Here is a 23838-nt window from a genome sequence, read left to right on the forward strand (position 1 = left end):
TGATGGGGATTTTTAATTTAACAATATCTCTAAAATGCTAATTGCCGCTTCACTAATTTTGGTTCCGGGACCAAAAACAGCCACCGCACCTGCATCAAATAAAAAGGGATAATCTTGAGCAGGAATCACACCTCCCACAATGACCATAATGTCTTCACGACCGTATTTCTTGAGTTCAGCTATAACTTGTGGCACCAGGGTTTTATGACCCGCCGCAAGAGAGGACACCCCTAGAATATGGACATCATTTTCAATGGCTTGTTTAGCAGCTTCTGCTGGGGTTTGGAAAAGGGGACCTATATCTACATCAAATCCAAGATCGGCATAAGCTGTGGCTACTACTTTAGCACCTCGGTCATGTCCGTCTTGTCCCATTTTGGCAATCATAATTCTGGGGCGACGTCCTTCTGTTTTAGCGAATTGGTCGGCTAGTTGTCTTGCTTTCTCAAAGCTTTCGTCGTCTTTTATTTCTTTGCTATACACACCGCTAAAGGATTTAATTTGTGCTTTATATCTTCCATAAACAATTTCTAAGGCCGTACTGATTTCTCCAAGGGTAGCCCGATTACGGGCTGCATCAACGGCAAATTCCAGCAAGTTACCTTCTCCAGTTTGAGCACAAAGGGTTAATTTATCAAGTGAAAATAGAACTTTTTCTTTATTTCTGTTTGATTTAATATGCGCTAATTGCTCCATTTGTTGTTGGCGCACCATTTGGTTATCGACATTCAGAATTTGCAAAGGGTCTTCTTTTTCCAATCGGTATTTGTTGACGCCAATAATACTGTCCTGGCCACTGTCTATTCGTGCTTGTTTTCTAGCAGCAGCTTCTTCTATTCGTAATTTGGGAATGCCAGATTCGATGGCTTTGGTCATTCCGCCCAGTTCTTCGATTTCTTCAATAAGTTTCCAAGCTTTTTGTGCAATTTCATTGGTCAAACTTTCTACATAATAGCTACCCGCCCATGGATCAACAGTTTTGGTGATTTTGGTTTCCTCTTGAAGGTATATTTGTGTATTTCTGGCTATTCTTGCTGAAAAATTTGTTGGTAAAGCAATAGCTTCATCCAAGGCATTGGTATGTAAAGATTGTGTTCCTCCAAATACTGCTGCAGCGGCTTCAATACAGGTTCTAGCTACATTATTGAATGGGTCTTGCATAGTCAAACTCCAACCACTTGTTTGGCAATGGGTTCTTAAAGACATTGATTTTTCGTCCTTTGGATTGAACTGTTTTACCAATTTTGCCCATAGCATTCTGCCCGCTCTCATTTTGGCGATTTCCATAAAATGATTCATTCCAATGGCCCAGAAAAAGGAAATCCGTGGCGCAAAATCATCGATATTCATTCCTGTTGCTAATCCAGTTTTGATGTATTCTAAACCATCGGCCAGGGTGTAAGCCAATTCAATATCGGCTGTTGCTCCAGCTTCCTGCATGTGGTATCCTGAAATGGAAATGGAATTGAATTTTGGCATTTTTTTGCTCGTATATTCAAATATATCGGCAACAATTTTCATGGATTGTGCTGGTGGATAGATGTAGGTATTCCGAACCATAAATTCTTTGAGAATGTCATTTTGAATCGTTCCCGAAAGTTGTTCAGGCTTCACACCTTGTTCCTCTGCAGCAACTATATAAAAAGCCATTATGGGTAAAACGGCACCATTCATAGTCATGGAAACCGACATCTCATCCAAAGGAATTTGGTCAAATAACATCTTCATATCTTCAACAGAATCGATGGCAACACCCGCTTTTCCGACATCACCCACTACGCGCTCGTGATCGGAATCAAAACCTCGGTGGGTAGGTAAATCAAAAGCTATGGACAAGCCTTTTTGTCCCGCGGCCAAGTTGCGTAGGTAAAAGGCGTTGCTTTCTTCAGCAGTCGAAAACCCCGCATATTGCCGAATTGTCCACGGACGACGTACGTACATTGTAGTGTAAGGTCCTCGTAAATTGGGTACAAATCCAGCTCCAAAATCCAGATGTTCAAGGTTTTCAATATCCAGTTCAGAATAGGATTTTTTGAGTTCTATGCCTTCAGCGGTTAGGAAATTGTGGGTTATGAGTTGTGTGTTGTAGGTTCCTTCCTTTTGACCATCGATTTTAGCTTCGCCTTGGGTTGGCTTAAGACTAACTAATTTGATATGTTGGAGATTTTTTCTCAAAGTTGGTTTTTATAATACATTTAAATTACTTTTTCTTGAAGAATGATAAATAGCTTTGATTACAATGCTGTTTTTATCTACTCTAAAATGAATTAAATAAGGAAATGTAGTTAATATTATTATTGTAACATCATCATATCTTAATTGAAAGTGAAAAGGGTTTTTCTTAATAATCGCCAGACTTTTTTTAAATGAAAGTTAAAATCTTTTGGCTAATTTTGGATCCACATGTTTATAGCACATAAGGGATTCTCTTAAATCATTTTTGGCCTCTTCAACAATGACAATTTTATAATTCATTGTCTATTCCTTTTAAAAAATCGTCTATGTCAGTTGCACTTTCAGGATTTTTTAAATATTTTTCAGTTCGTTCTCTTACTTGTTCATTTTGCCATTGTGAAATCTCACAATTCTTTGAAGATGATAAAATAGTAACATCAACTTCATCTGCATTAAAATTATTAGGAAGTGTAATTTTTATTTTATGATTTTTTACTTTAACGATTTGTCTTATTGCTTCCATAATTATTTAATTTGAAAAGTAAATATAATACTATTGTTTAAATATCTTCTCTTTAATTTTGCTGTTTAAATTGTAAATAGTAGTATTTTAAGCTGTTATATCTAGTTCTTTTAGCCTTTCCAAATTACTTTTCAATAATTTTAAAAACACATTTTCTATTGGTATTGCTTGCGTTGATTCTTTCTAATAATCCCGAACTAATAGATATGCTTGAGCCTATGGTAAAGAATAAAAAAGCGGATTCTTTCCCATTTGAAGCAGCTACTAATGACGTTCCAACCAAAGATAAACCTGCAGCTAAAACTATAGTTTTAAGAGTGCCAAAGATTTTTGGTTGTTTTTGAATACTTTGTATGCTGTCAAATTTTATGGATTTTTTGTTGATCAGTATAGTTTCATTATCCGAAAAGTTAAGTTTTCCTATGCTTTTTTTTCCGTCTAAGGTTCTTATTTTGATGCGTTGGTTTATTTCGTAAACTGTTATTTTTCCAGTTATGATGTTTGTAACTTCAATTGCTTTTTGTTGTGAAAAAACACTGTAAGAACAAAGGAATAATAAAATGTATAGTACGTTTTTCATTATTATGATTCGGTTTAATTTTCTTCCTTGATGCGTTCTTGTTCTCTTTTTTCGGAAAGTCTTTTTTCGATAATGGGTGTAATCAAGGTTTTTCTGGGTTTTGTTTTTAGAAATGGAAATAATTCTAAATTGGATTTTATCTTGTCTTTTTTATTGGGATATTTGTTAGTTCCCAATAGAATTTCTTTTCCTGAATCGAATAAAGCCTGTTCCTTGTCTGCACTTTCCTGAATTTTTCGTTTGATGATTCCTTCGTTAAGTTGTTTGAGGAATCCACCTTTGGCTTCAATGTCTTTGAATAAAGCGAGTGCTTTTTCAGACAATTGTTGTGTTAGTGTTTCGATATAATAACTTCCGTCAGCTGGATTATTGACTTTATCAAGATAACTTTCATGTTTGAGAATCAACAACTGGTTTCGAGCAATACGGTCGCCAAATTCATTGTCCTTGTGAAATAAGGCGTCATATGGTAAATTGGCTATGGCATCGGCGCCACCAAGGATAGCACTCATACATTCGGTTGTGGTGCGCAGCATGTTAACGTTGTAATCATAAATTGTTTTGTTTCGTTTTGTAGTTGAAACCAGAATATGGCAATCCAGAGTATGATCATATTCTTTTGCAATTAGATTGAAAAGCAAACGCAAGGCACGAAGTTTTGCGATTTCGAAAAAGTAGTTTGTTCCCACCGAAACTTCGAAAACAATGGGTTGATTTATAGAATCTAATCGGTTAAAATATTCATTGAGTTGTCCCAAACTATAGGCAATTTGTTGCACCATATTGGCGCCAGCATTTTGATATAAACCCAAATTGATCCCAATATAAGAAACCTTTTTTGCGGTATTAGAAATTAAATTAAGGGACTCAAAATTATTTTTTTCTTTGGTTGAGAACCAGTTTCCTTCTTTTGCTAATTGTCCAATAGGATCTAGGTTACAGAAAAACAGAGCCTTTTCTTTCTGTGCAATTTGATCTAATTTTTTAATAAAATCGATGGAAAGGAAGGTCAAATTAAAGTAAATCGCTATTTTTTCTATTGGGATGTTTACTAATAACTTTTGGATATCAATAGTTTCGTTATCGATAGTAAATCGAATGCTTTCGGCACCACGATTGATGCTGTCTATGGCTCTTTTATTTGATTTTTCGAGATCGTGAACAAAAATGTTCTGGACTATTTTGAATTGGGAAGCTTTTGTATTACTGTCAAAACCACTTTCTAAATCATCCGAAGTATAAAATGGTTTTACCTTAATGCCTTCTGGAGATTCCCAAAGTAAGGTTTCATTGTAATCAGCACCATTGAGTTCGTACTGAATACGCTGTTTCCATTGTTTTGCTGAAACGGATTCAAATTCGCTGAAGAGAGATGATTTTATCATAAAGAGCTATTTTATTTTTTTATGATTTTATACACTTGAAATTGATCAATAAACTTTATTAGATAAACCCCTTTTTCTAAATCTGAAATAATAATAGTAGTACCTTTAAGTTTTCCTTTTTGAACTATTTCTCCATTTAAACTTACAATTTCAAAATCAGTATTAATTAAATCTATATTTCCAATATGAATTTCACTTCCTGCTGGATTTGGAAATAGTATCGGTATGTTGTTTTTTGTTGAAGCATTTCTTAAAGATAAGGATTTTAAATAATTGCCTAAATACTGTTCTAAAGAGAATTGATGTAGTTTTTGAGTAAAAATACTTAATGATTCATTAGTTACATTATAATCTAATCCATTATTTGTTGAAATGGCTTCGATTTGATGGTAGGGTAGTGAGATGTTTATTTTTCTTTTATTGGCAGTAGAAAAACTATTGTCTTTGTAATCATAAATTAAAAACACAAAGGGTTGTACTGGATTGCTATAGCCACAAAGTGTAATTAGTCTTAAATTTTCTTTTAATGTAGCTCCTGTAATAAGTCCAGACACATCTAGGGTAGTTTGTAAATTGGCTACATAAGTTCCAGCGTTTTTAGGAAGACTATATACACTCGTTTTTTCACTAAGCCATTGTTTTGTAAAAAGCAGAATTTCGTTCTTAGTAACAACAAACGCTTCACAGTCAAAATCTGTCTTATTATTAGTTTTAGTGCTAAAGTCAGTTTGGTTTGAATAACTAAAATTTATAATTTCTATTTGAGGGGAACTTTCTAATGTGCTTTTAAGAATCTTATAAATTTTTAAATCCGTTCGGTTTCCACTATAATTATTTCCAAAATCACCAATGTAAATATAAGAGTCATCTTGAGAGATTTCTTCCCAATCCATATTCTGAATACTTGGTAATGGTATGCTTTTTAGAATAGCTCCAGTATTTTTATCTAGTTTGTATAAGTTAGTATCTACGCCATCATTGTGGGTATAGAGATAGCCATTCCATTCTAACAAACCTGAGGTCTCCTTTATTGAAGCATCTAACGCAGTTGAGGATTTAACTGTGATAGTTGTAGAATTATACGAACAGCTACCGTTATTTTCGGTTGCATTTGCATTATAATTTAATGCTAATGGATCATTACACCCAGCTACTTGAGCTATGGTGACAATTTTGAAAAGTAATAAAAATATTAAAATTAGAATGTTTTTTGAAGTTTTATGTTGATAAGAGAATAGGTTGAATTTTATGTTTTTAATGTTATTTTGTAATCCAATGTATTTATGATTTTTCATTTTAACAATTTTAGATTACTATTTATTATGGCTAAGATAGACCAATTGAAATTCACATTGACTTCGTTGGATGTAATATTCTGTTTTACATTCTTGAAACCCCTTTAATTATGAAAAAAAAGTTGCCATTCAATTTGTCGCTTTTTGGATGTCATCAAATAAATTTTGATTACAGTTTATTCAAGTATTTATTTTTTTTCGTTTTTTTCGATGGTGTCACCTTCGAATTCGATGATGTAAATATCTTCACTATCTTTTTTCATATAGTACTTTTCTCGAGCATATTTCTCTATTTCTTCGGGATTTTTGAGTTGTTTTATGCTTTTTTGATCCTTCAAAATTTCTTCTTGATAATACGCTTTGTTGTCTTCGAGTTCATTGATTTGGTCATTTAAAAATCGATGGTCGAAATAGGAATAGTTATCCAAGAAAATCATCCAAGTTGAAAAAAACAACAATACCCAAATGTATTTGTTGCTTATAAATTTGAACCAAGGTTTGTCCTTATGTGAGTTTTTCATTTGAAATTCTGTGTTTTTTTAGCCCCGATAGGAGTGGAAATCCTTTTGTGCCGGCGTTCGGCACGAAAGATTACTTCACAATGTTTTTAGTCTTTTTGAGTTCAGTGAACTTTGTTGCAACGGATAGCGGGAAATAGCTCCTTCCTTAGATTGCACAAAGGATGACACTATTTGTACTTTTGAATTTTGCAATAAAGTTACAAAAAAATTATAAAATCCTTTGGTTTATTACTGCTCGGACTACATCGATGGCTACGGTGTTGAATTTGTCATTTGGAATAATGATGTCGGCAAATGCTTTTGTAGATTCGATAAATTGCTGGTGCATGGGCTTTAGCGTGTTTTGGTAGCGGTTTAGTACTTCGTCCATGTCGCGACCACGTTCTGCAATATCTCTTTTTAAACGTCTGATTAATCGCTCATCAGAATCGGCGTGTACAAATATTTTGATGTCGAATAAGTCCCGAAGTTCAGGATTGGACAGGATTAGAATGCCTTCGACAATCATTACTTTTCTAGGATGTGTCACTACGATATCATCTGTTCTATTGTGTGTTGCAAAGGAATATACGGGTTGGTTGATGGTATTTCCTGCTTTAAGTTCTTTGAGTTGGGATGCTAATAATTCGAAATCAATCGCTCTAGGATGATCAAAATTGGTTTTGGAACGTTCTTCATAGCTTGGGTTATTTGATTCTTTATAATACGAATCTTGTGAAATAACCCCCACTTCAGTATGTGGTAATTCGTTCATAATCTGATGAACAACGGTTGTTTTTCCTGAACCTGTTCCGCCTGCAATTCCTATGATTAGCATGAAAATGTGTGTTTTGTTTCTATTGGAACAAAAATAGGGATTTATCTTTTTAGATTTAGGAATTAATCTAAATTACAAAGTAAAATAGTTTTTGGTTTGCCTCCTAAACTGGCTTTTGATTAGTAAATTAAATTATTGGATTAATTTTTTTTTGTTTTTATATAAAAAAAAATATCGAGATATTTTCTCGATATTTTTTAATGGGTTGTCTGAAAAGAAATTACTTTTTTCTGTAATAGCTAGATACTAATGTTTCCCTTTTCCGTTTCCTTTCCCTTTATTTCCATGATTCCCATTGTTCCCATTGTTCCCATGGTTGTCGTAGTCTTTATGGTTGGATTCTCTATGACCGATAGATCTTTGCGGTGCTCCTTTGTATCCTTTGTAATATTTTACTTTATCGTATTTGTAATTTGAGTAGGGTCTTGAACCATGATAGTCATTTAAAACTACTTTGTAACCGTGATTTAAATCGTAATTTCGATACTGTCTTGGCAAATTTCTAGTTCGAACCCAATTTCCTCCACTAAAATAAATAAATTGAGTAGCTTGTATGTCATAATACGCTTCAATATCCGGTAGGTAATAATAATCGACAGAGGTGTATCCTACTGGTCCCCATGAAGGTTGTAAACCTAAATTTACATTTACTGAAACTTGAGCAGTTATTGAATTCGATGCAAATAACATCATTACTCCAATGGCAATCATTTTTAATTTTTTCATTTTTTTTTTAATTTTTTCATTCTTTCTAATTAATCCAACATTTTGCTCAATCCAACAATTATGCCATTTTTTTAAACTAAGACCTATAAAAGAATAATCAATAAAAGGATAATTATAATAATAGCACCTACAGATAAATATACTCCTCCATTAGAAGATCTTAAAGCTGTATTAATGGAACGAACTTCTTTGCGGAGTTCTCTTTTTTCAGAATATTTCATTTCAGATTTATCCATTGCTTTTATTTCCTCTAATCGATTTAACATCACTTTGACTTCTAGAGGCATTACCTTGTTTTCGATTGCAACAGTGTTTTTTTCGGAAGCAATACTTGTGTTCGGGAACATACTTAATGACAACACGATCATCATTAAATAAAAAGTTGATTTTTTCATATTGATTTTTTTTAAATTATTTATCATGTAAAGGTGGACTGTAATTAGCTGTAATATGTTATACATTTATTAGAACAATTTACATAATTCACATATTCTGAAAGCAGGAATTTTGCCCAAAAAAAAAGGACAGGGAATTAAAGTTCCTGTCCTTTTGTAATTAAAACAAAGGTTTTAATTGATAATTATGTCTTTTTATTTAGCTGCGTTGAAAATGTCAATAATAACAGTACGGTTATAATCACGTTCTTCAGGAAATTTATTATTAAAAGGAGAATGATTTACATCTTCACCATAACCATTAACTTTAAATTTAACATCAGTTCTACCCGATTTTGCCAAGGCACTTTCTAGTGTGTTTTTCACATCGTCTGCACGAGCTTGAGATAATTTTAAATTGTATGCATCATCTCCAATAATATCAGCATGACCCTGAATAATAACCGTTCCACCAATTGGAATTTTAGGGGCTACAACTTCATTTAGGTATTTTTCATAAATAGATATCGCTTTTGATTCATTGAATTCATAAATTATACTGTATCGTATTCCATCTATTATTGTGGCTGGAGCCCAAAGCACGATATGTGATGTAGTTTCTTTGGTTATTGCAGTACCACTTTTACTTTGACCAGTCAATGTAATTTTAAAATCACCTTCTGGTCGATCTCCTAAAATAGATTTGCTAGATAAACTCACACTTTCTTGAGTATACGGTCCAAAGGATTGAATTTTTCCATTTTCATCCATAAGTTGAATTGTCCATACAGAGAATGCTTCTTCTGCACCTTTTACATCAAAAACCACATAACTTTCAATCGGAGCCTCTTGTGGAACTACAGTTTCTGTAGTATTAGATTTACTTGGGCCACTTTGGAATTCAGCTAAAAGAACTGGTGAATTACTTTCAATAGAAACTCTCCTGTCTCCTTCGCGAAGTAGATCCAGTTCAAGTGTTCCGCCTGGTTGTACTGATGGGATATTTGGTTTAGATTGTCCTTTGGTTTTAATTCTTGAAGCACTAATTCCAAATGTGTTTACTAAGTAAAATTTAACTGACTCAGCCATTTCCTTACCCTCTTTTGGTCCTTTTTCTGAGGATCCTACTAAGGTAATCGTTGTTGAAGGATTATTGATCATACGATCACCTAGGATGTTGATCACATTATAATACACATTCATTTGTCTTTTTGAACGACCTGATTGGTCTATTGGAGTTACCATTACCAATTGGTCTTCCCTGAAAGATTTTACTTCTTCTTTACTAAGAGTTACGTAACGATCTGGTATTTGGGTTGAACTAGTATTGAAGTAAACATAGTTACGCAAAGGGAAAACTTCTTTTACATTTCTTTGAGTTGGAGTATTAGCGGGAGCGTTAACCGAAAATTGAACTTCTGCATCTTTCGCTTTTACTTCTTCCACTGGCATAGGAATTAAATGACCTTGGCCAAATTTTAATGCTAAACCTGCTCTTAGAGTAGTTATGTTAAGTGTTTCTGTAGATCGTGGATTCTGTCCAAAGTAAGGTTGAAAAGAGACAAAAGGAGAAAGAACGAACTGTGTTTTATTATTTTGTGAGGACAATGGAATATCGTATCCCATTCCTATTTGCATTGAAATAATAGTTTTTTTGATATCACTTAAATCTCCTTTTACTTCAGGACTTGGTGTCTGATTAGGGAAAGCAGGATTAATTCCTAATTGATAAGTAAAAGATTTATCCATATTGAAAGCCAAACGTGGACCACCGTATAAATAAAAGTTTGATTTAAACGGAGCCAAACGCAAACTTGGTTCTACCGTAATGTAACTGATATTAGTTTTTAAATCTGCAGGACAGTCACAAGGAGAAATTACTTGGTCAAACTTTGCTTTACGGTTATCGTATCCAGCTTGCAACATAAAGCCCCATCGTGAATCCGGTCGGTGAAATTCCATAAGAGGTGCAATAAAAAGACCAACTCCTTTTCCGTCATGAAAAGTAACAGGTGGAGTAAAATCAGCGTTCAACTGGTGTGTTGAACCTTGATAGAAATTAAAATTGGCGCCACCAGCCACACCAAACCACCATGATGGTTTTGTATAATTTAGCTCTTGGGCTTGAATAGGTGTTTGAATACTTAGCCAGGCTATAGCAATTATTAGAATGCTTTTGAGTAGGTTATTAGGGGCTATTGATACATACAAAACCTCTTTACAATTAGTTTTTGTTTTCATTTTATTTATGTTTTATGTTTTTATTTATTTTTTTGAATACATCCAGCCCGGAGACGGGATGTATTTTTTTTGATTTTAAATCATTAATTAGTAGGTACATTAACAATCGTATTCACCATCGTAACAGATGCTACCAGTGATATTGCTCTACCATTTAGAACTGTTAACAATGGATTAGTACTATTAGCTGGAGAAGATAAAGTCACTCCAGAATTAGCGATAATGTTTCCGACCATTACTCCACCACCGGCGTAGTTAATGACAGCTGCAGTACCCACATACCAATAAACATTGTTAGGATTACCTACTCCGTTTAAAAAGACAACACTACTTGGAGCTGAATCACCTACTGTTAATGTAGAAGGTGCTTGAAAGTACCATTTTGCATTAGGATCACCTTGAGCATTTAATGTAAGATTTCCGTTAGTTATTTTAAAAGAGCTTGAGGCTGTATAAACACCAGGAGCTAACGATAATCCACCTAGTTCACCTGCTCCAGGATTGACAAAAGGAGCTACTCCTAAATTTGGCATTTGAGCAGGAGAAATACTAAGGTAAAGTGCTCTGGCTGCATTCAAACCAGCTAATGCAGTTGCTGCTTTGTTAGCATTTCCAGGTGCAGGTGCATCAGTATATATTCCATTGGTTACAAGTCCATTATTCAATGGCGTTATTGTATAACCATCACCACTTGTACCATCTAAAAAGCCTGTTACCAAAGTCGAAGCTGCGGTGGTACCAATCGATCCATTCACTACAGTAAGTAATCCTTGATTCGTTATTCCGGCATTTCCACCAAATACTCCAAATCCCAAACCGGTTGTTGTAACCACAGGTGGTGGATTGCTATTTACTAGATTGAAAGTTGTAAATTTCCATACATAATCATTAGCCATCGCGGTACCAGAAACATTTCTGGCTCCAGTTGTAATTGTAACTGTGTATACTTTATTCGCTATTAAAGGAAGAGTTGGCGTAAAAGAAAACGTTTTTCCAGCATTTGAATTTGAAATTAATCCTCCAATTCCAACTATAGAAGCACCTTCTTTTACAGTGTATGTGAGTCCGTTTATAGTCAATGGATTCATCGGCATGTTAAAGGTTGCACTAATAATTTTATTAAGAGGAACATTAATAGCATTATTAACAGGATCAGTTGATTGTACAAATGGTAAAATTCCAGTAGTAAATGTCCAAACATAATCCGTTTGCAAAGCATTACCATCTACATCTTTGGCCGATGTTGTAATCTTAGCGGTGTAAATAGTGTTAGGAGATAGAACTCCATTTGGAGTAAAGGTAGCCGTATTTCCTGAATAGGATATTACTCCAGAAACAGCTGATCCACCAGTTACAGTAAATGATGTCTGGATAGTTGCCGGATTCATCGCTTCATTGAAGGTAGCAGTAATTATCTGGTTCAATGGTACTCCAATGGCACCATTTATCGGATTTGTTGTTGTTACAACTGGACATACGCCAACGATTTCATTGAAATCATCATTAGCACAGCCCGAAATCAATACCATAAATAGCATTGCGATTGTCGAAAGTAATTGTTTTGTTTTCATTTTTTATTTGGGGTTTATTAATAATAATATGTTAATATTTAACATTACAAAGGTTGATCAGTTGCAGACCTTTTTAATTACACAATTCAATCGAAGATTTGTATAATTCACTTATTTTTGAAGTAAAATGAATGTTAATATGAATTATATTTATTTGTTTTTATATAAGTTAATTAAAAAAGTTGTTTTCAATATTTACCTACATAGGGAATGTTTATAGTAGAAATAGGTTTTTTGTTAAAAAAAGTTAAAAAAAAAATCGAGATTTTTAAATCTCGATTTTTTTTTTTAACTAAATATAGTTTCAAAAGACGTAATTATAAAAGTTTCTATTCCTCTTTGAAATCGTCTCTTTGCCCTAATTTGCAAATGTAAGCATTCAATTCCCTTGTTAATGTATCAAGTATAATAGCTGATTCTTTTATGTGTGCTACACATCGTTTAATATCATCTGGAGAATTTATGGATTGATCCAGCACTTGTGAAAAACCTAAAATATTAGCAATAGGTTGTCTTACTTTATGCGAAGTGATGAACATCATCTCCTCTAGTCCAATTATATATCTTTTTTGTTTGTCTTCTGCAATTTTAAGGTCTCTATTGGCAATGTTTAATTCAGCAGTTCTAATTTCTCTCTCCTGAGTTTTAAAAATTAATTTTTTGTTGGCAATAGCGAGCTCCGCTTCTCTAATGTTTTTTTCCAGTTTTTGAAAAGCCAGTTCCCTATTGGCTATAATTAATTCCACAGCCCTTTTTTCTTTCTCTTTATTCTGAAAGATAAGTTCATTGTTAGCAATTATTAACTCTGACGCTCTTTTTTCTTTCTGCTCGTTCTGAAAGTCTAGTTCATTTTTTGCAATGACTAACTCTGATGCCCTTTTTTCTTTCTCTCTATTCTGAAAATTGAGTTCATTATTTGCAATGACCAACTCCGAAGCTCTTTTTTCTTTCTCATTGCTCTGAAACATAAGCTCAACGTTAGCAATAACTAATTCGGCTGCACGTTTTGCTTTTTCTTCATATTGAAAGGCTAGTTCTTTATTTGCTAGGATTAACTCGGTAGCAAGATCACTTCTTTCTTTATATTGAAAGTGAAGTTCATTGTATGCAGAGATTGACTCATTAGCACTTTTTTCTATTTCCGCATTTTTACTCGCTAATTTTTTGTCAGTTAATACTAATTTACTAGCAAGCTTGTTTTCCATCAAAGCGATGGATTCTTTTAATATATCAGTTTCGATTATCTCTTTCATTTTATCGTGCTATTGATTTATTAGTAAAATATAATCCAAAGAGTTTTTTTACGACTCAACTTAGTTAGGAAAAGCGGATGTAATAATTAAAATAGGGATATTCGTATAGAAAAAATAGATTTCTCTTACAATATAACTGTTTTACTTAGTGTTTTTAGCTTCAACAATTAACGTATCAGAAATCTATTTTAAACCAAAAGAGATATTTAGTTTTTTTACAAAGATTTTAAAGGTCTAAGTTTTTAAATTCTTTTTTTAAGGAATTTAGTTTTGCTTCTCCATTCGAAATTAATTTTTCTTCTTTATGCAACATGTCTTCGTATTTATTATTCATTGCTTCCACAATGGATTCATATTTATCTTTCAAAACGTCTGCACTATCGTTTGCTTTATTTATAATTTTTTTTCTTGTTTTTTTACCTTCAGCAGGCGCAAACAAAACTCCCAATAATGCTCCAGCGGCAACACCGCCCAATAGTCCTAATATTACTTTAGTTGAACTCATAATCTTTATTTTTATTTTAATTGTTTAATTTATAATCGTCTTCCTTGAATAAGTCTAAATAAAATAGCAATTATTGCTATAACAAGAAGAATGTGAATGATTGATCCTGCGCTGTAAGCGAAGAATCCGATGGCCCAAAAAATGATTAGAATGACTGCCACGGTGTAAAGTAGATTGCTCATGATTTCTGTTTTTTTAAGTTATTTTTTATTATCAATTGTTAAGTCTTTTAATGCTTTCCCTATTTCGTTAATATCGTGATTGAATTCGCGTTTAAAGGATTGCCAATCTGAATTTGTTTGTTTTTTATACTTTTCTATTTTGACTTTGAGATCGCTGTTTTTTTGCTCCAGGAGATCAATATTTTTTTCATACTTTGCGTCAATAGATTTGCCAGTATTTTTCATTTTTGTTTTTAATTCAGTGATTCGAATTTCATTCTCATTGATTATCGAATCTGTACTAATTTTAAAAGCTTGCCATTCTTTTGTATTATCATTTTTTTTGGCTAAAGTTAAAGTGTCATTTGCCTCTAATACATTTTCATTTGCCTCTTTTTCTTCTTTGGTTTCCGGTTTGCAGCCTACCAGAAGTAATCCAACCATAAACGTTAAGAAGCCTATAGAAAAAAATATTTTATTCATTTTTCTTGTTTTTTTCATGTTTATTCAGATTTATAATGCTTGAATTATTTTTAATAATTCCTCTCTGGTTTTACCCAATTTTTTTTGGAGTCTCGCAATCATTTCCTCTTTTTTGCCTTTTATAAATAAAAAGTCACCGTCTGTTAAAGCCGCAAATTTTTGTTTCAATTTGCTCTTTTGCTCTTCCCAGTTTCCAGATAATTGTGTGGTTTTCATTTTCTATTATATTAATAGTGAATGTTGTTTCATAACTTTACAAAGTTGGTCTCTTTTGGGGTGGAAAGTATTACATAACTTTTTGAATAATTTGTAATATTTACTGTTTATCACTTTTTTATGGGGCAAAAAAGGAAGATTTCATGCTTGAATATTTAGAATCGGGAAAGTCAATTGTTTTTATTGATTCTCTCACTAATACTTATCTTTAGGCATTTTCTTTATTTAGTACTGTTATTTATAATGCCGTTAATTCTACTGAAATTACAAAAAAGTATAGTTTTATTTTGATCGCTACACCTTGAAAGGTTTATAAAGTTTAATACTTTTATATTTTTAGAATGATAATCAAACTTAAAACAAAGAGTTAAAACATTATTTAATAATTTCAGGTTCTCAACTTATGGCAAAAAAGATGTTTATAACTTTAAATTCTCCAAACAAAGAGCTATAATGAACATGTTTGCGTTTCCAAGAAATACAAATTTTATTGTTGTTTCTTTTTATTAATGCATCTCAAAGGAGCCGAATGTTTTTCTATTTTGGTTTTATATTGTTATTTTCACTATAATCTTTTAACATGATGTTCAATGAATTATAATACTCTAATAATGTCTTACTATTTATTTGGGGATCTTCATTAATGGGAACTGTGATGGGCATTTCTTCGATATATTTTGATAATTCAGGAAATTGTTCCTTTATTTTCAAAGTAATTTTAAATATAGCCTCATTGATTTCTTTTTCAGTTTTCATTATAAATTTATTAAAAAGTTACTAAAATGATGTCTAATATTTGATTCCAAATTTATAGTCAAATAAATTGTCCTCCTGGGCTTTCACGGAACATCCACTCGCTTTATTATAATATTCTTGTTCTAATCGAGTAGAAGCTTCATGATAAGACATAGCAACTTCTTTGTGGCATTTTGAATTACTGGTTCTACTGGCAATTCGATCTTTATTTTTATTTAAAGTATCAAGAGAGGTGTCTCCTATGGTTCCGTTATTGGCTGCTTTCATTTTATTGTTTTGTTTCTATAGAGAAAGTGTTATCTCGACTATACAAAGGTGGCGTGTTTTAAGAATGAATGTGTTACATAACTTTTATCATAAGTTATAATATTCACATGTTTTAGAATGAACAGTAATTATTGTTATAATGTAGTTTAAAAAAAACACTTTAATGTCGATACAAAAAAAAAAACACCTCTACTTTTTAAGATTTAGAGATGTTTTTGAAAAATGCTTTTTTAAATTCTTTATAAAATTGTCGTTCCTATATCTGTGGTAATTCCCGCACTAACTACAATGTTAGTTTTTACAACAGGAAGCAAAGGAGATACAGGAGTAATGGTCACTTCATAAGTACCTGGAGTAACTCCCATAACCGTAAAACCTCCTTCTGCATTCACATTTGTTGAAAATGAAAGGGTAGGATTAACAACATTCACAACACTAACAACCGCCAATCCAACTGGTGAAATTTTTCCTTTTATAGAGCCGCTGATAGCAGTTTGAATGGTTCTGATAACTGGTTTCAATTTATAGCCTCCATTTCCTAATTGTATAATCGACTTGTTAGCATCAAAATCAAGAAGTATAGAATATAAAATACCTTGTTGTAATGTTTCGTGTACCTGAAGTTTTAAACCAGTTTGATCTGCGCTCGGTGTACTCAAAGGATAGCTCATGTTATTAACTATTACGGAGTTGTTAGATCCAAGTATAAGTCTTATCTGCTCTACTGTTGCCATTTCTAGAGTATCAGTAGCAATTATTGTACTTACCCCATTAGTAAGATCCAGTAAGTTATAAATACCTTTTTTTACATTTAATGCAACTGTCGCTCCGCCGCTTCCAGTAACTTCTACGCCTTGTAAGTCAACGAATACTGCACTATATGGACCTGGGGCATCTGTCATTTTTATGGCAACAGGGTATGTTGAATTTGCACTATCATTACTACTGCATGAATTCATAATTAATCCAACCATAAAAATCGACAAAATTAATTTTATTTTTTTCATTTTAATTTATTTAGCGTTGCAAATTCATTTTTGCAACTATGTAAAGGTCATTACATTTATTAAACGGGCTGTTATAGAACTTTAGTATTAAGTTGCAATATTTACAGATTGTCATTTTCTAAGCCCTACCGAATAGATTATTTTTCAGGAGTAATTTCTTGAGCTTTCTGTATTTCTTCCTGTTTTTTAGCTTCGGCTTTTTTCTTCCTATTAAAATAACCTCTTAATAAAAAATTTTCTTTTGCCGCTTCCATGTTTTCACTCAATCCTTTGGTTCCAGATTGGAGATTAGTCATAGTAGAATCTAATTTTTTACCTAATCTTTCGTCACTGACTAATTTGGATAACATCCCTTTACCGCTATTCATACTTGTTGTGAATTTAGAAAATTGATTTGTGGTTATCTCCAGATTGGCAAGCGTGTTTTTTAGACTGTTGGCAAGTTGCTCATCGTTCATCAGTTTTGATAAAGTACCATTATTGTTATTCATACTAGAGGTAAATTGAGCTAATTGAGAGGTGATTATCCCTGCATTATCAATGGTGACTTTTAAACTTTTCATCAGGTCTTCCATTTCTACAGCACTTTTTGAGTTTATAAAATCATTGTCTTTTACAATTTGATTGGATGAAGTACCTGGAGAAATAGTCATAACTTTATCTCCCATTAAACCATCAGATCCAATAGTGGCAATAGCATCCGCTTTAATAAACTTTTGTACATCTTTTTCAATTTTTATAACTACAATTACACTGGAATCGGTTTTTTGTTCAATTGCATCTACAGTGCCAATATTAATTCCTGAAAAGCGCACATTATTCCCTACTGACAGTCCACTTACAGTTTTGAACTGTGTTTTTAAGTTAAAGGTGGAGCCAAATAAATTTTGCTGTTTCCCTATAAAATAAATAACAAAAACGAATAGTATTAAACCAACTATTACGAACATTCCTAATTTCCAATTTGATCCGGTATCTTTATTCATGATTAGATTTTTTTTTGTTTAAATAAAAAAAGAACGAACCCATTCGTCTTTACTTTTTTCCAGTTCTTCATAAGTCCCTTCGGCATTAATTAGGCCATCTTTGAGAATTAATATTCGGTTACCTGACATTTTTGCACAAGCCATATCGTGAGTAATAATTATAGAAGTGGTTTTGTATTTTTCTTGAAGAGATAAAATTAATTCGCTGATTTCTCTTGCTGTAATAGTATCCAAACCGGAAGTTGGTTCGTCATACAAAATAATTTCGGGCTTGATGATAATGGCTCTTGCCAAGGCAATTCTTTTGTTCATCCCCCCAGACAGTTCCGATGGCATTTTGTCAATGGATTCTTTTAAACCAACATTGTCTAAAGCTTCCATAATTTTACTTTCAATGTCTGATTCAGCTAAATCCTGAGTATGATGTTTCAATGTAAATCTTAAATTTTGTCTTACGGACATAGAGTCATATAAAGCACCATTTTGAAACATAAAACCAATCCGCACTCTAATAGCATTGAGCTCGTTGTTGTTCAATGAGGTAATTTCTTTTCCAAAAATTGAAATGCTTCCTTTATCCGCTTTGGCTAATCCTACCAAACATTTTATGGTAACTGATTTTCCTGATCCAGAACGACCAAGTATCACTACACTTTCTCCCTTGTTTGTTGAAAGATTAATTCCTTTTAAAATTTTATTTTCCCCAAAAGATTTGTGTAGATTTTTAATGTTTATTATAGGTTGTGTTTCCATAATTTTAGAAAAATAAATCAGTTAATTGTACGGCCATCATATCAATAATAAAAACAGAAAGTGAGGCAGCAACTACTGCTTCATTTGCAGCAATTCCGACACTTGCCGTTCCGTTTGAGGCATTAAAACCCTTGTAAGATCCAATTAATCCTATGAAGAATCCAAAGAAGAAGGTTTTAATAAATGCCGGCATAAAATCTAAATATTCAAGATGTTCCAACACTTCCGAGAAATAGCGAAATAGACTCATGCTTCCGTGAATGTTGTATCCAATGTAACCGCCATAGACCCCAATAAAATCAGCATAAATTACCAATAAAGGAACCATAAGAGTGGTAGCCAAAATTCGTGTAACTACTAAATATTTATAAGGATTTATAGCCGAAACTTCCATTGCATCGATCTGTTCAGTCACTTTCATGGAACCCAATTCAGCTCCAATTCCAGAGGCGATTTTTCCAGCGCAAATTAAAGCAGTAATTACAGGTGCAATTTCTCTGATTAAGGACAAGGAAACCATACTTGGTAACCAGGATTCCGCTCCAAATTTTAATAAGGTTGGGCGAGATTGAATGGTTAACACCAAACCCATTATAAATCCTGTGATGCTTATTAATGGCAATGTTTTGTAACCAACAGCAAAGCACTGTCTTACAAATTCCCTGAATTGAAATGCAGGCTCAGTAAGTGCTTTAAAAAACCGCAAGGTAAATAGGGTTATATTACCTGCTTCATTAAAAATATTTTTCAGATAGAATGTCAAAATTGTATTTTTTTGGAGGTTAATTAATTGTTTTTAAACCATTGTCATGCTTCAATTCTAATTTTGTTTTTTTTGAATTAAAAAGAAGAGTGATTGAAGAACATAAGGATAGCAAAATATTTGTTTTTTTTCCTAATTGATACCTTCGAAACTGTAGCGTTTCTATATTAAATTCTATTATTTTTTGAAGTACTTCTTCCTATTATTATGATACCTCCCACAATTATTAGCACACCTATAATAGGTGTCCATTGTACGGGATGATTTTTTTCTGCATTTATTTCAATTGGACCAATATCGACCACTTTTTCTTTGGTTACATAATTAAATCCAGTATATACTGTCATTAATATTCCTAGTATAACCAATGCTATTCCAAGTGTTTTTGTATTCATTTTTTTCTGGTTTTTAAACTTGTTTTGTACAATAAATTGCTTTTATAAAGTAAAATTATGCAGTCAAAAAATAACTATTTACAAAAGCGGCTTTTTGATTTTCTGTCATTTGATCTGCTTCTTTGATTTTGATTTTTATGTTAGCAAAATGGAGATCTTCTCTTAAATTTGCAAACAATTCCACTTTTGCATTAGTTGGGCCAAAAAGCAATACATGATTATAATCTTTAATTATGGCACCCAATTCTTTATAATAGCTGGATTGTAGCTGCTGTCTTTTATTATGCATCAGACTTTCACTTTTAGTTAAAGCTTCCATTTTTTTATCAAAGGTGAATTTTGATTCAATTGTTTTAGTCTCTAATGGATTTTTAGAATAGTCTAATAAATAAGCGAAAGAATGATCCATCCATATACCTAATTTTTTTGCTGAGTTCATAATTTTATTTTTATTATTTCTGAATTTATTTTAAAAATATAATTGATAAAAATATCTATTTTAGTATGGATAAAGGTGATCTAATTTGCCTGAAAAAATGTTATATAACTTTAGAGATAAGTTATAACATTCACACCTTTTTATTTGAGAAATACGACGAATAAATTCGAAAAAAGCTGTCTCATTAAGAAACAGAATAAACAAAAATTGATTCAAATTGTTTATTTTAAATGTAGTTTTTAAAAACAGTAAAAAAATAATCAATGTCATTTGTTAGTACCAATTGTAATTTTTGGTGAGTATCTTCTTCTCTTGACTAAACAACACTGATTCTTTTCAATATAATTTTTAAAAGGAATTCAATTCAAACTAACATCACTTAATCTTTACTTTAGAAAAATTAATTAAACCAAATGGGGATTTAGTTCGAGTCTTACTTCCGATTTAAGTTTTGATATATCAAATACGGGTATTTCGTAAATAGATTGTATTTTACAAAACAGCTCATAATTGAAGGTGCAGGCTAATATTTTAACACCTTTTTTATAAATTTTCATAAAATAATCAAGATCTTCTTCTGAATAGATTACAAAGAGAATTGTGGAATAATTATCTATTTCATTTTCAAAGGAATCAAACTTTCTATAAGAGTCAAAATCAAAACTATTTCTAAATTCATATTTCAAGAATCTAGCAAAAGAGTTTCGACTATCATACACAACATGTTTATTAGAGTTCATTTTGCTTAATTATTAATTAATTTCAATTGTATAGATTTTTAGAAATTTAATTTTTTAAAAATAATAATCAATGTCATTTGTTAGTACCAGCAATTTAATTTGTGGTGAATATCTTCTTCTCTTGACTAAACAACATTGATTGTTTTTATTTAGTAATTAACTGCTATTAATTTTCTACTTTGTAAAATTCAATAATTTGGAGCGTTAAACTGTTATAAAACTTTTGCGATAATTTATATAATTCCTACCTTATAAGGTTATAATGTTAAGCTATTAAAACCTAATTTTAATTTACCGTTTTTGGAATAAAGATTTTGTCTGCCTTTTTTTTGCTTTAAATTTAAAATGTTTTTCCATGGTTAGTCTTGCCATTAGATAACTCACGGTTGATTCTGCACCTTGATTCAAATTAATATACTTGTCCTCTAAGCCATCATAACACCCTCCTGTACAAGGATTGTAGATAATTTGGTGCAAATGATTGTTTCCTAAAAACCAGTCGAAACCTATTTTCATTTTTTTTAAATATTTTTTATCGTTGAAAGTAGTATGAAATTTGCTCAAAGCAAGAATAGTGTATGCAACATCTATGCACTGTTCTCCGCCTACTTTTTCTTGATTTAATTCTTCACCATTGGTATACCATCCCTTATTTGAAATTACTTTTATACTGTTTTTTTTATATATTTTTGATAATAAAAACTCAAAAGAATTTTTTGCAATTTCTTTATATCTATTCTCGCCTGTTGTCAAATAGGCACATAACATCGCCTCTGGAAGTATACTATTGGCATAGGTAAGGTAACTTTCGAACCATTGCCAGTTGTCTTTTGCTATGTGTTTGTACATTTGCTCTAACTTGTTAGCAAGATGTTGCATTACAAGTACATTTGAAATAGAATTATGTTTCAATTTACTGTAATATATGCCCTTTATTATGAAAGCCATGGCTCGGGTAGAATTCATCTCACGAACATTTTTCAAAGCTAATTCCATTGTCAGTATAGCTTCTTCATATATTTCTGCAGGTAATTTTTCACCTAACGAAATTAGATATCCCAAAGACCAAATAGCCCTTCCATTTGCATCATCAAGGTTTTCACTGTTTTGGCTTGTAAAATTTCCGTTTTTATCGACATAATTCAAGAAATAGCCATCAGATTGCAAGCAGAATTTTATAAAGTTGAAATAAAGTTGGATGTAACCTAGTTGTGCTGGATCATTTGTTAATTCATAATGTTGGCAAACGGCTACCAAGGCACGTGCATTGTCATCTAATGTATAACCAGATTCTAAATCAGGTTGGTTGATTATCGAAAACTGAATCATTCCAAAAGGAGTCGTTAAGTTTTTGAAATGGTTGAGGTTGATTTCGGGAATTTTAAAATTTAATTTAATTTTTTTATCGGCTATAGTCTCAAATAAAATAGCGTGTGCAATTGCGGTGTTTTCCCAAGCGGTCGGGGCTAATTTATGAATGCCATTAGAAGCAATGTTTTTACGTAATTTTTCATCTTTCAGCAATCGAATCACTTGTTCTGCTAATTGTTTTGGATTTTCAAAATCGATAATGATTCCTGTTTCGTTTTGCAATACTTCAATTGCATGCGGAATTGGAGTAGAAATAATAGGGCAACCGCAACTTATGGCATAAGAGAAAGTGCCACTTACTGCCTGGTTGCGATCCTTGGATGTAAAAAGATAAATATCAGTAAGCTGTAAATATTCTAGCAGCGTGTCTAAAGGTAGATATTGATTGATGAATTTTACATTTTTTTGTAACCCTAAAGCGATAATTTGGGCTTCAAGTGAATTTCGGTATATTTCACCTTCGTTTTTTACCACCATTGGATGTGTTTTTCCGATAACTAGAAACAGTACTTCCGGTTGTTTTTTAACAATGATTTGCAAAGCATTAATTGAAGTTTCAATACATTTTCCAGAACTCAACAATCCAAAGGTCGAAATAATTTTTCGTCCTGATAATTGGTATTTTCTTTTAAGAACTTCCTTGTTCGAATGTTCAACCAAGTGTGTTCCGTGTGGAATTACATTGATTTTATCTTGTGAAATGCCATAATCCTGCTCTACTATTTTTGCAGAAGTATTTGTCATTACTATAAAGGAATCAACAGCATTGTTTATTTGCTGCACTTGCTTTTTAATTTGCTGATCTGGATTGGGTAATACAGTATGAAAAACCACTATTTTGGGTTTATGAATTGCTTCTAAAAAGGTGATAAAATCGGCTTCATTGGTTTTGAATAAGCCAAATTCATGTTGAATTAAAACGATCTCAAGAGAGGTGTTTTTATTAATTTTTTCAGCTAATTCTGAATATGAATTTTGATTGTCAGTTTCTAAAACAGCATAAATATCTTCTTTATAAATGTGTTTCTCCTTTTCTAATTCTAAAGCGACTATTTTTAAGGTGAATGATTTATTGAATTTGTTTTTTAAAGCCAATAGTAAATCCTGAGAATAGGTTGCAATTCCGCATTCTCGTGGAGGAAAAGTGGTGATAATTAAAATTTCAGGCAACTTGCTTATTGTTCTCTGAAAATTTTGATAATTCTCCTGATTTATTATTGATCCAAATTTAGTGGGATAGTTACTATTGCTATTTCTCATCTTGTTTTTTATTTCTCATTAGTATTTTAATTATTCGGATTCACTTATAAAAGTGCATACTATTCTTTCATAGGAGCTCAACAATAGATTAATAGTGTATCATCATAAACTACAACTCCAATTGGAAAGCTTACATTATTTTATTCGCCTATTAATTACCAAATTTCCTCGGGTTTAAAAAACAATAAGATAATCGGGCAATTGATAATTGAGAGTTTTCTATACTCATTTTATTTATAAAAGCGTAACTAACCTTGTTTTTAGTTACTGAAAAT

At 32.1% G+C, this 23838-nt stretch carries 26 protein-coding genes; all 26 read right to left on the reverse strand.

The window, feature by feature from the left end; translation table 11 throughout:
* Nucleotides 1-12: 12 nt before the first annotated feature.
* Complete coding sequence (gene scpA, locus E0F76_RS04595; protein ID WP_132002027.1) at nt 13-2175, reverse strand: methylmalonyl-CoA mutase; 2163 nt, start codon at nt 2173-2175, stop codon at nt 13-15.
* A gap of 289 nt (nt 2176-2464) precedes the next feature.
* Nucleotides 2465-2698: a hypothetical protein gene (locus E0F76_RS04600; RefSeq protein WP_132002030.1), complete on the reverse strand. Its 234-nt coding sequence runs from the start codon at nt 2696-2698 to the stop codon at nt 2465-2467.
* A gap of 124 nt (nt 2699-2822) precedes the next feature.
* Nucleotides 2823-3278 (reverse strand): hypothetical protein, encoded by a 456-nt coding sequence (locus E0F76_RS04605; protein ID WP_132002033.1) that lies wholly within the window; start codon nt 3276-3278, stop codon nt 2823-2825.
* A 14-nt stretch (nt 3279-3292) separates the two neighbouring features.
* Nucleotides 3293-4660, reverse strand: coding sequence for a methylmalonyl-CoA mutase subunit beta (locus tag E0F76_RS04610; protein WP_132003124.1), 1368 nt, complete (start codon nt 4658-4660; stop codon nt 3293-3295).
* A gap of 14 nt (nt 4661-4674) precedes the next feature.
* Entirely contained in the window at nt 4675-5958 is a 1284-nt protein-coding gene (locus E0F76_RS04615) for a T9SS type A sorting domain-containing protein (protein ID WP_132002036.1), read from the reverse strand.
* Nucleotides 5959-6146: 188 nt separating this feature from the next.
* Entirely contained in the window at nt 6147-6479 is a 333-nt protein-coding gene (locus E0F76_RS04620; RefSeq protein WP_132002039.1) for an FtsB family cell division protein, read from the reverse strand.
* A 208-nt stretch (nt 6480-6687) separates the two neighbouring features.
* Nucleotides 6688-7296: a uridine kinase gene (gene udk, locus E0F76_RS04625; RefSeq protein ID WP_132002042.1), complete on the reverse strand. Its 609-nt coding sequence runs from the start codon at nt 7294-7296 to the stop codon at nt 6688-6690.
* A 246-nt stretch (nt 7297-7542) separates the two neighbouring features.
* Entirely contained in the window at nt 7543-8022 is a 480-nt protein-coding gene (locus E0F76_RS04630) for a hypothetical protein (protein ID WP_132002045.1), read from the reverse strand.
* Between the two features lie 83 nt (nt 8023-8105).
* A complete protein-coding gene (locus E0F76_RS04635) occupies nt 8106-8417 on the reverse strand; it encodes a hypothetical protein (protein ID WP_132002048.1) in 312 nt (103 codons plus the stop codon).
* A 195-nt stretch (nt 8418-8612) separates the two neighbouring features.
* Nucleotides 8613-10637, reverse strand: a complete 2025-nt coding sequence (locus E0F76_RS04640) for an OmpA family protein (RefSeq protein ID WP_132002051.1) — start codon at nt 10635-10637, stop codon at nt 8613-8615.
* A gap of 83 nt (nt 10638-10720) precedes the next feature.
* Nucleotides 10721-12208: an Ig-like domain-containing protein gene (locus tag E0F76_RS04645; RefSeq protein WP_132002054.1), complete on the reverse strand. Its 1488-nt coding sequence runs from the start codon at nt 12206-12208 to the stop codon at nt 10721-10723.
* Between the two features lie 329 nt (nt 12209-12537).
* A complete protein-coding gene (locus E0F76_RS04650; RefSeq protein ID WP_220398897.1) occupies nt 12538-13461 on the reverse strand; it encodes a phytochrome family protein in 924 nt (307 codons plus the stop codon).
* 226 nt (nt 13462-13687) lie between these two features.
* Nucleotides 13688-13966 carry a YtxH domain-containing protein gene (locus E0F76_RS04655; RefSeq protein WP_132002057.1) on the reverse strand — a complete coding sequence of 93 codons (279 nt, stop codon included), beginning with the start codon at nt 13964-13966 and terminating at the stop codon, nt 13688-13690.
* 29 nt (nt 13967-13995) lie between these two features.
* The gene (locus tag E0F76_RS04660) at nt 13996-14148 is read right to left on the reverse strand and encodes a lmo0937 family membrane protein (RefSeq protein WP_132002060.1); all 153 of its coding nucleotides are present in this window, start codon (nt 14146-14148) and stop codon (nt 13996-13998) included.
* A gap of 18 nt (nt 14149-14166) precedes the next feature.
* On the reverse strand, nt 14167-14628 hold the full coding sequence (locus E0F76_RS04665; protein ID WP_132002063.1) for a sll1863 family stress response protein: 462 nt from the start codon (nt 14626-14628) through the stop codon (nt 14167-14169).
* Nucleotides 14629-14640: 12 nt separating this feature from the next.
* Entirely contained in the window at nt 14641-14826 is a 186-nt protein-coding gene (locus tag E0F76_RS04670) for a CsbD family protein (protein ID WP_132002066.1), read from the reverse strand.
* Between the two features lie 537 nt (nt 14827-15363).
* The gene (locus E0F76_RS04675) at nt 15364-15582 is read right to left on the reverse strand and encodes a hypothetical protein (RefSeq protein ID WP_132002069.1); all 219 of its coding nucleotides are present in this window, start codon (nt 15580-15582) and stop codon (nt 15364-15366) included.
* Nucleotides 15583-15615: 33 nt separating this feature from the next.
* A complete protein-coding gene (locus E0F76_RS04680; protein ID WP_132002072.1) occupies nt 15616-15849 on the reverse strand; it encodes a hypothetical protein in 234 nt (77 codons plus the stop codon).
* 239 nt (nt 15850-16088) lie between these two features.
* Nucleotides 16089-16856 (reverse strand): DUF4382 domain-containing protein, encoded by a 768-nt coding sequence (locus E0F76_RS04685; RefSeq protein WP_132002075.1) that lies wholly within the window; start codon nt 16854-16856, stop codon nt 16089-16091.
* Between the two features lie 137 nt (nt 16857-16993).
* Nucleotides 16994-17842, reverse strand: a complete 849-nt coding sequence (locus E0F76_RS04690; protein ID WP_132002078.1) for an MlaD family protein — start codon at nt 17840-17842, stop codon at nt 16994-16996.
* An 18-nt stretch (nt 17843-17860) separates the two neighbouring features.
* Nucleotides 17861-18595 (reverse strand): ABC transporter ATP-binding protein, encoded by a 735-nt coding sequence (locus tag E0F76_RS04695; protein ID WP_132002081.1) that lies wholly within the window; start codon nt 18593-18595, stop codon nt 17861-17863.
* A 4-nt stretch (nt 18596-18599) separates the two neighbouring features.
* A complete protein-coding gene (locus E0F76_RS04700; RefSeq protein WP_132002084.1) occupies nt 18600-19358 on the reverse strand; it encodes an MlaE family ABC transporter permease in 759 nt (252 codons plus the stop codon).
* Nucleotides 19359-19525: 167 nt separating this feature from the next.
* Nucleotides 19526-19753 (reverse strand): hypothetical protein, encoded by a 228-nt coding sequence (locus E0F76_RS04705; RefSeq protein ID WP_132002087.1) that lies wholly within the window; start codon nt 19751-19753, stop codon nt 19526-19528.
* Between the two features lie 55 nt (nt 19754-19808).
* On the reverse strand, nt 19809-20192 hold the full coding sequence (locus E0F76_RS04710) for a hypothetical protein (RefSeq protein WP_132002090.1): 384 nt from the start codon (nt 20190-20192) through the stop codon (nt 19809-19811).
* 404 nt (nt 20193-20596) lie between these two features.
* Nucleotides 20597-20932 carry a hypothetical protein gene (locus E0F76_RS04715; protein ID WP_132002093.1) on the reverse strand — a complete coding sequence of 112 codons (336 nt, stop codon included), beginning with the start codon at nt 20930-20932 and terminating at the stop codon, nt 20597-20599.
* Nucleotides 20933-21223: 291 nt separating this feature from the next.
* Nucleotides 21224-23563: a glycosyltransferase gene (locus E0F76_RS04720; RefSeq protein WP_220398898.1), complete on the reverse strand. Its 2340-nt coding sequence runs from the start codon at nt 23561-23563 to the stop codon at nt 21224-21226.
* Nucleotides 23564-23838: the final 275 nt, after the last annotated feature.

The sequence above is a fragment of the Flavobacterium cellulosilyticum genome, from assembly GCF_004349355.1.
Taxonomy (GTDB): Bacteria; Bacteroidota; Bacteroidia; order Flavobacteriales; family Flavobacteriaceae; genus Flavobacterium; species Flavobacterium cellulosilyticum.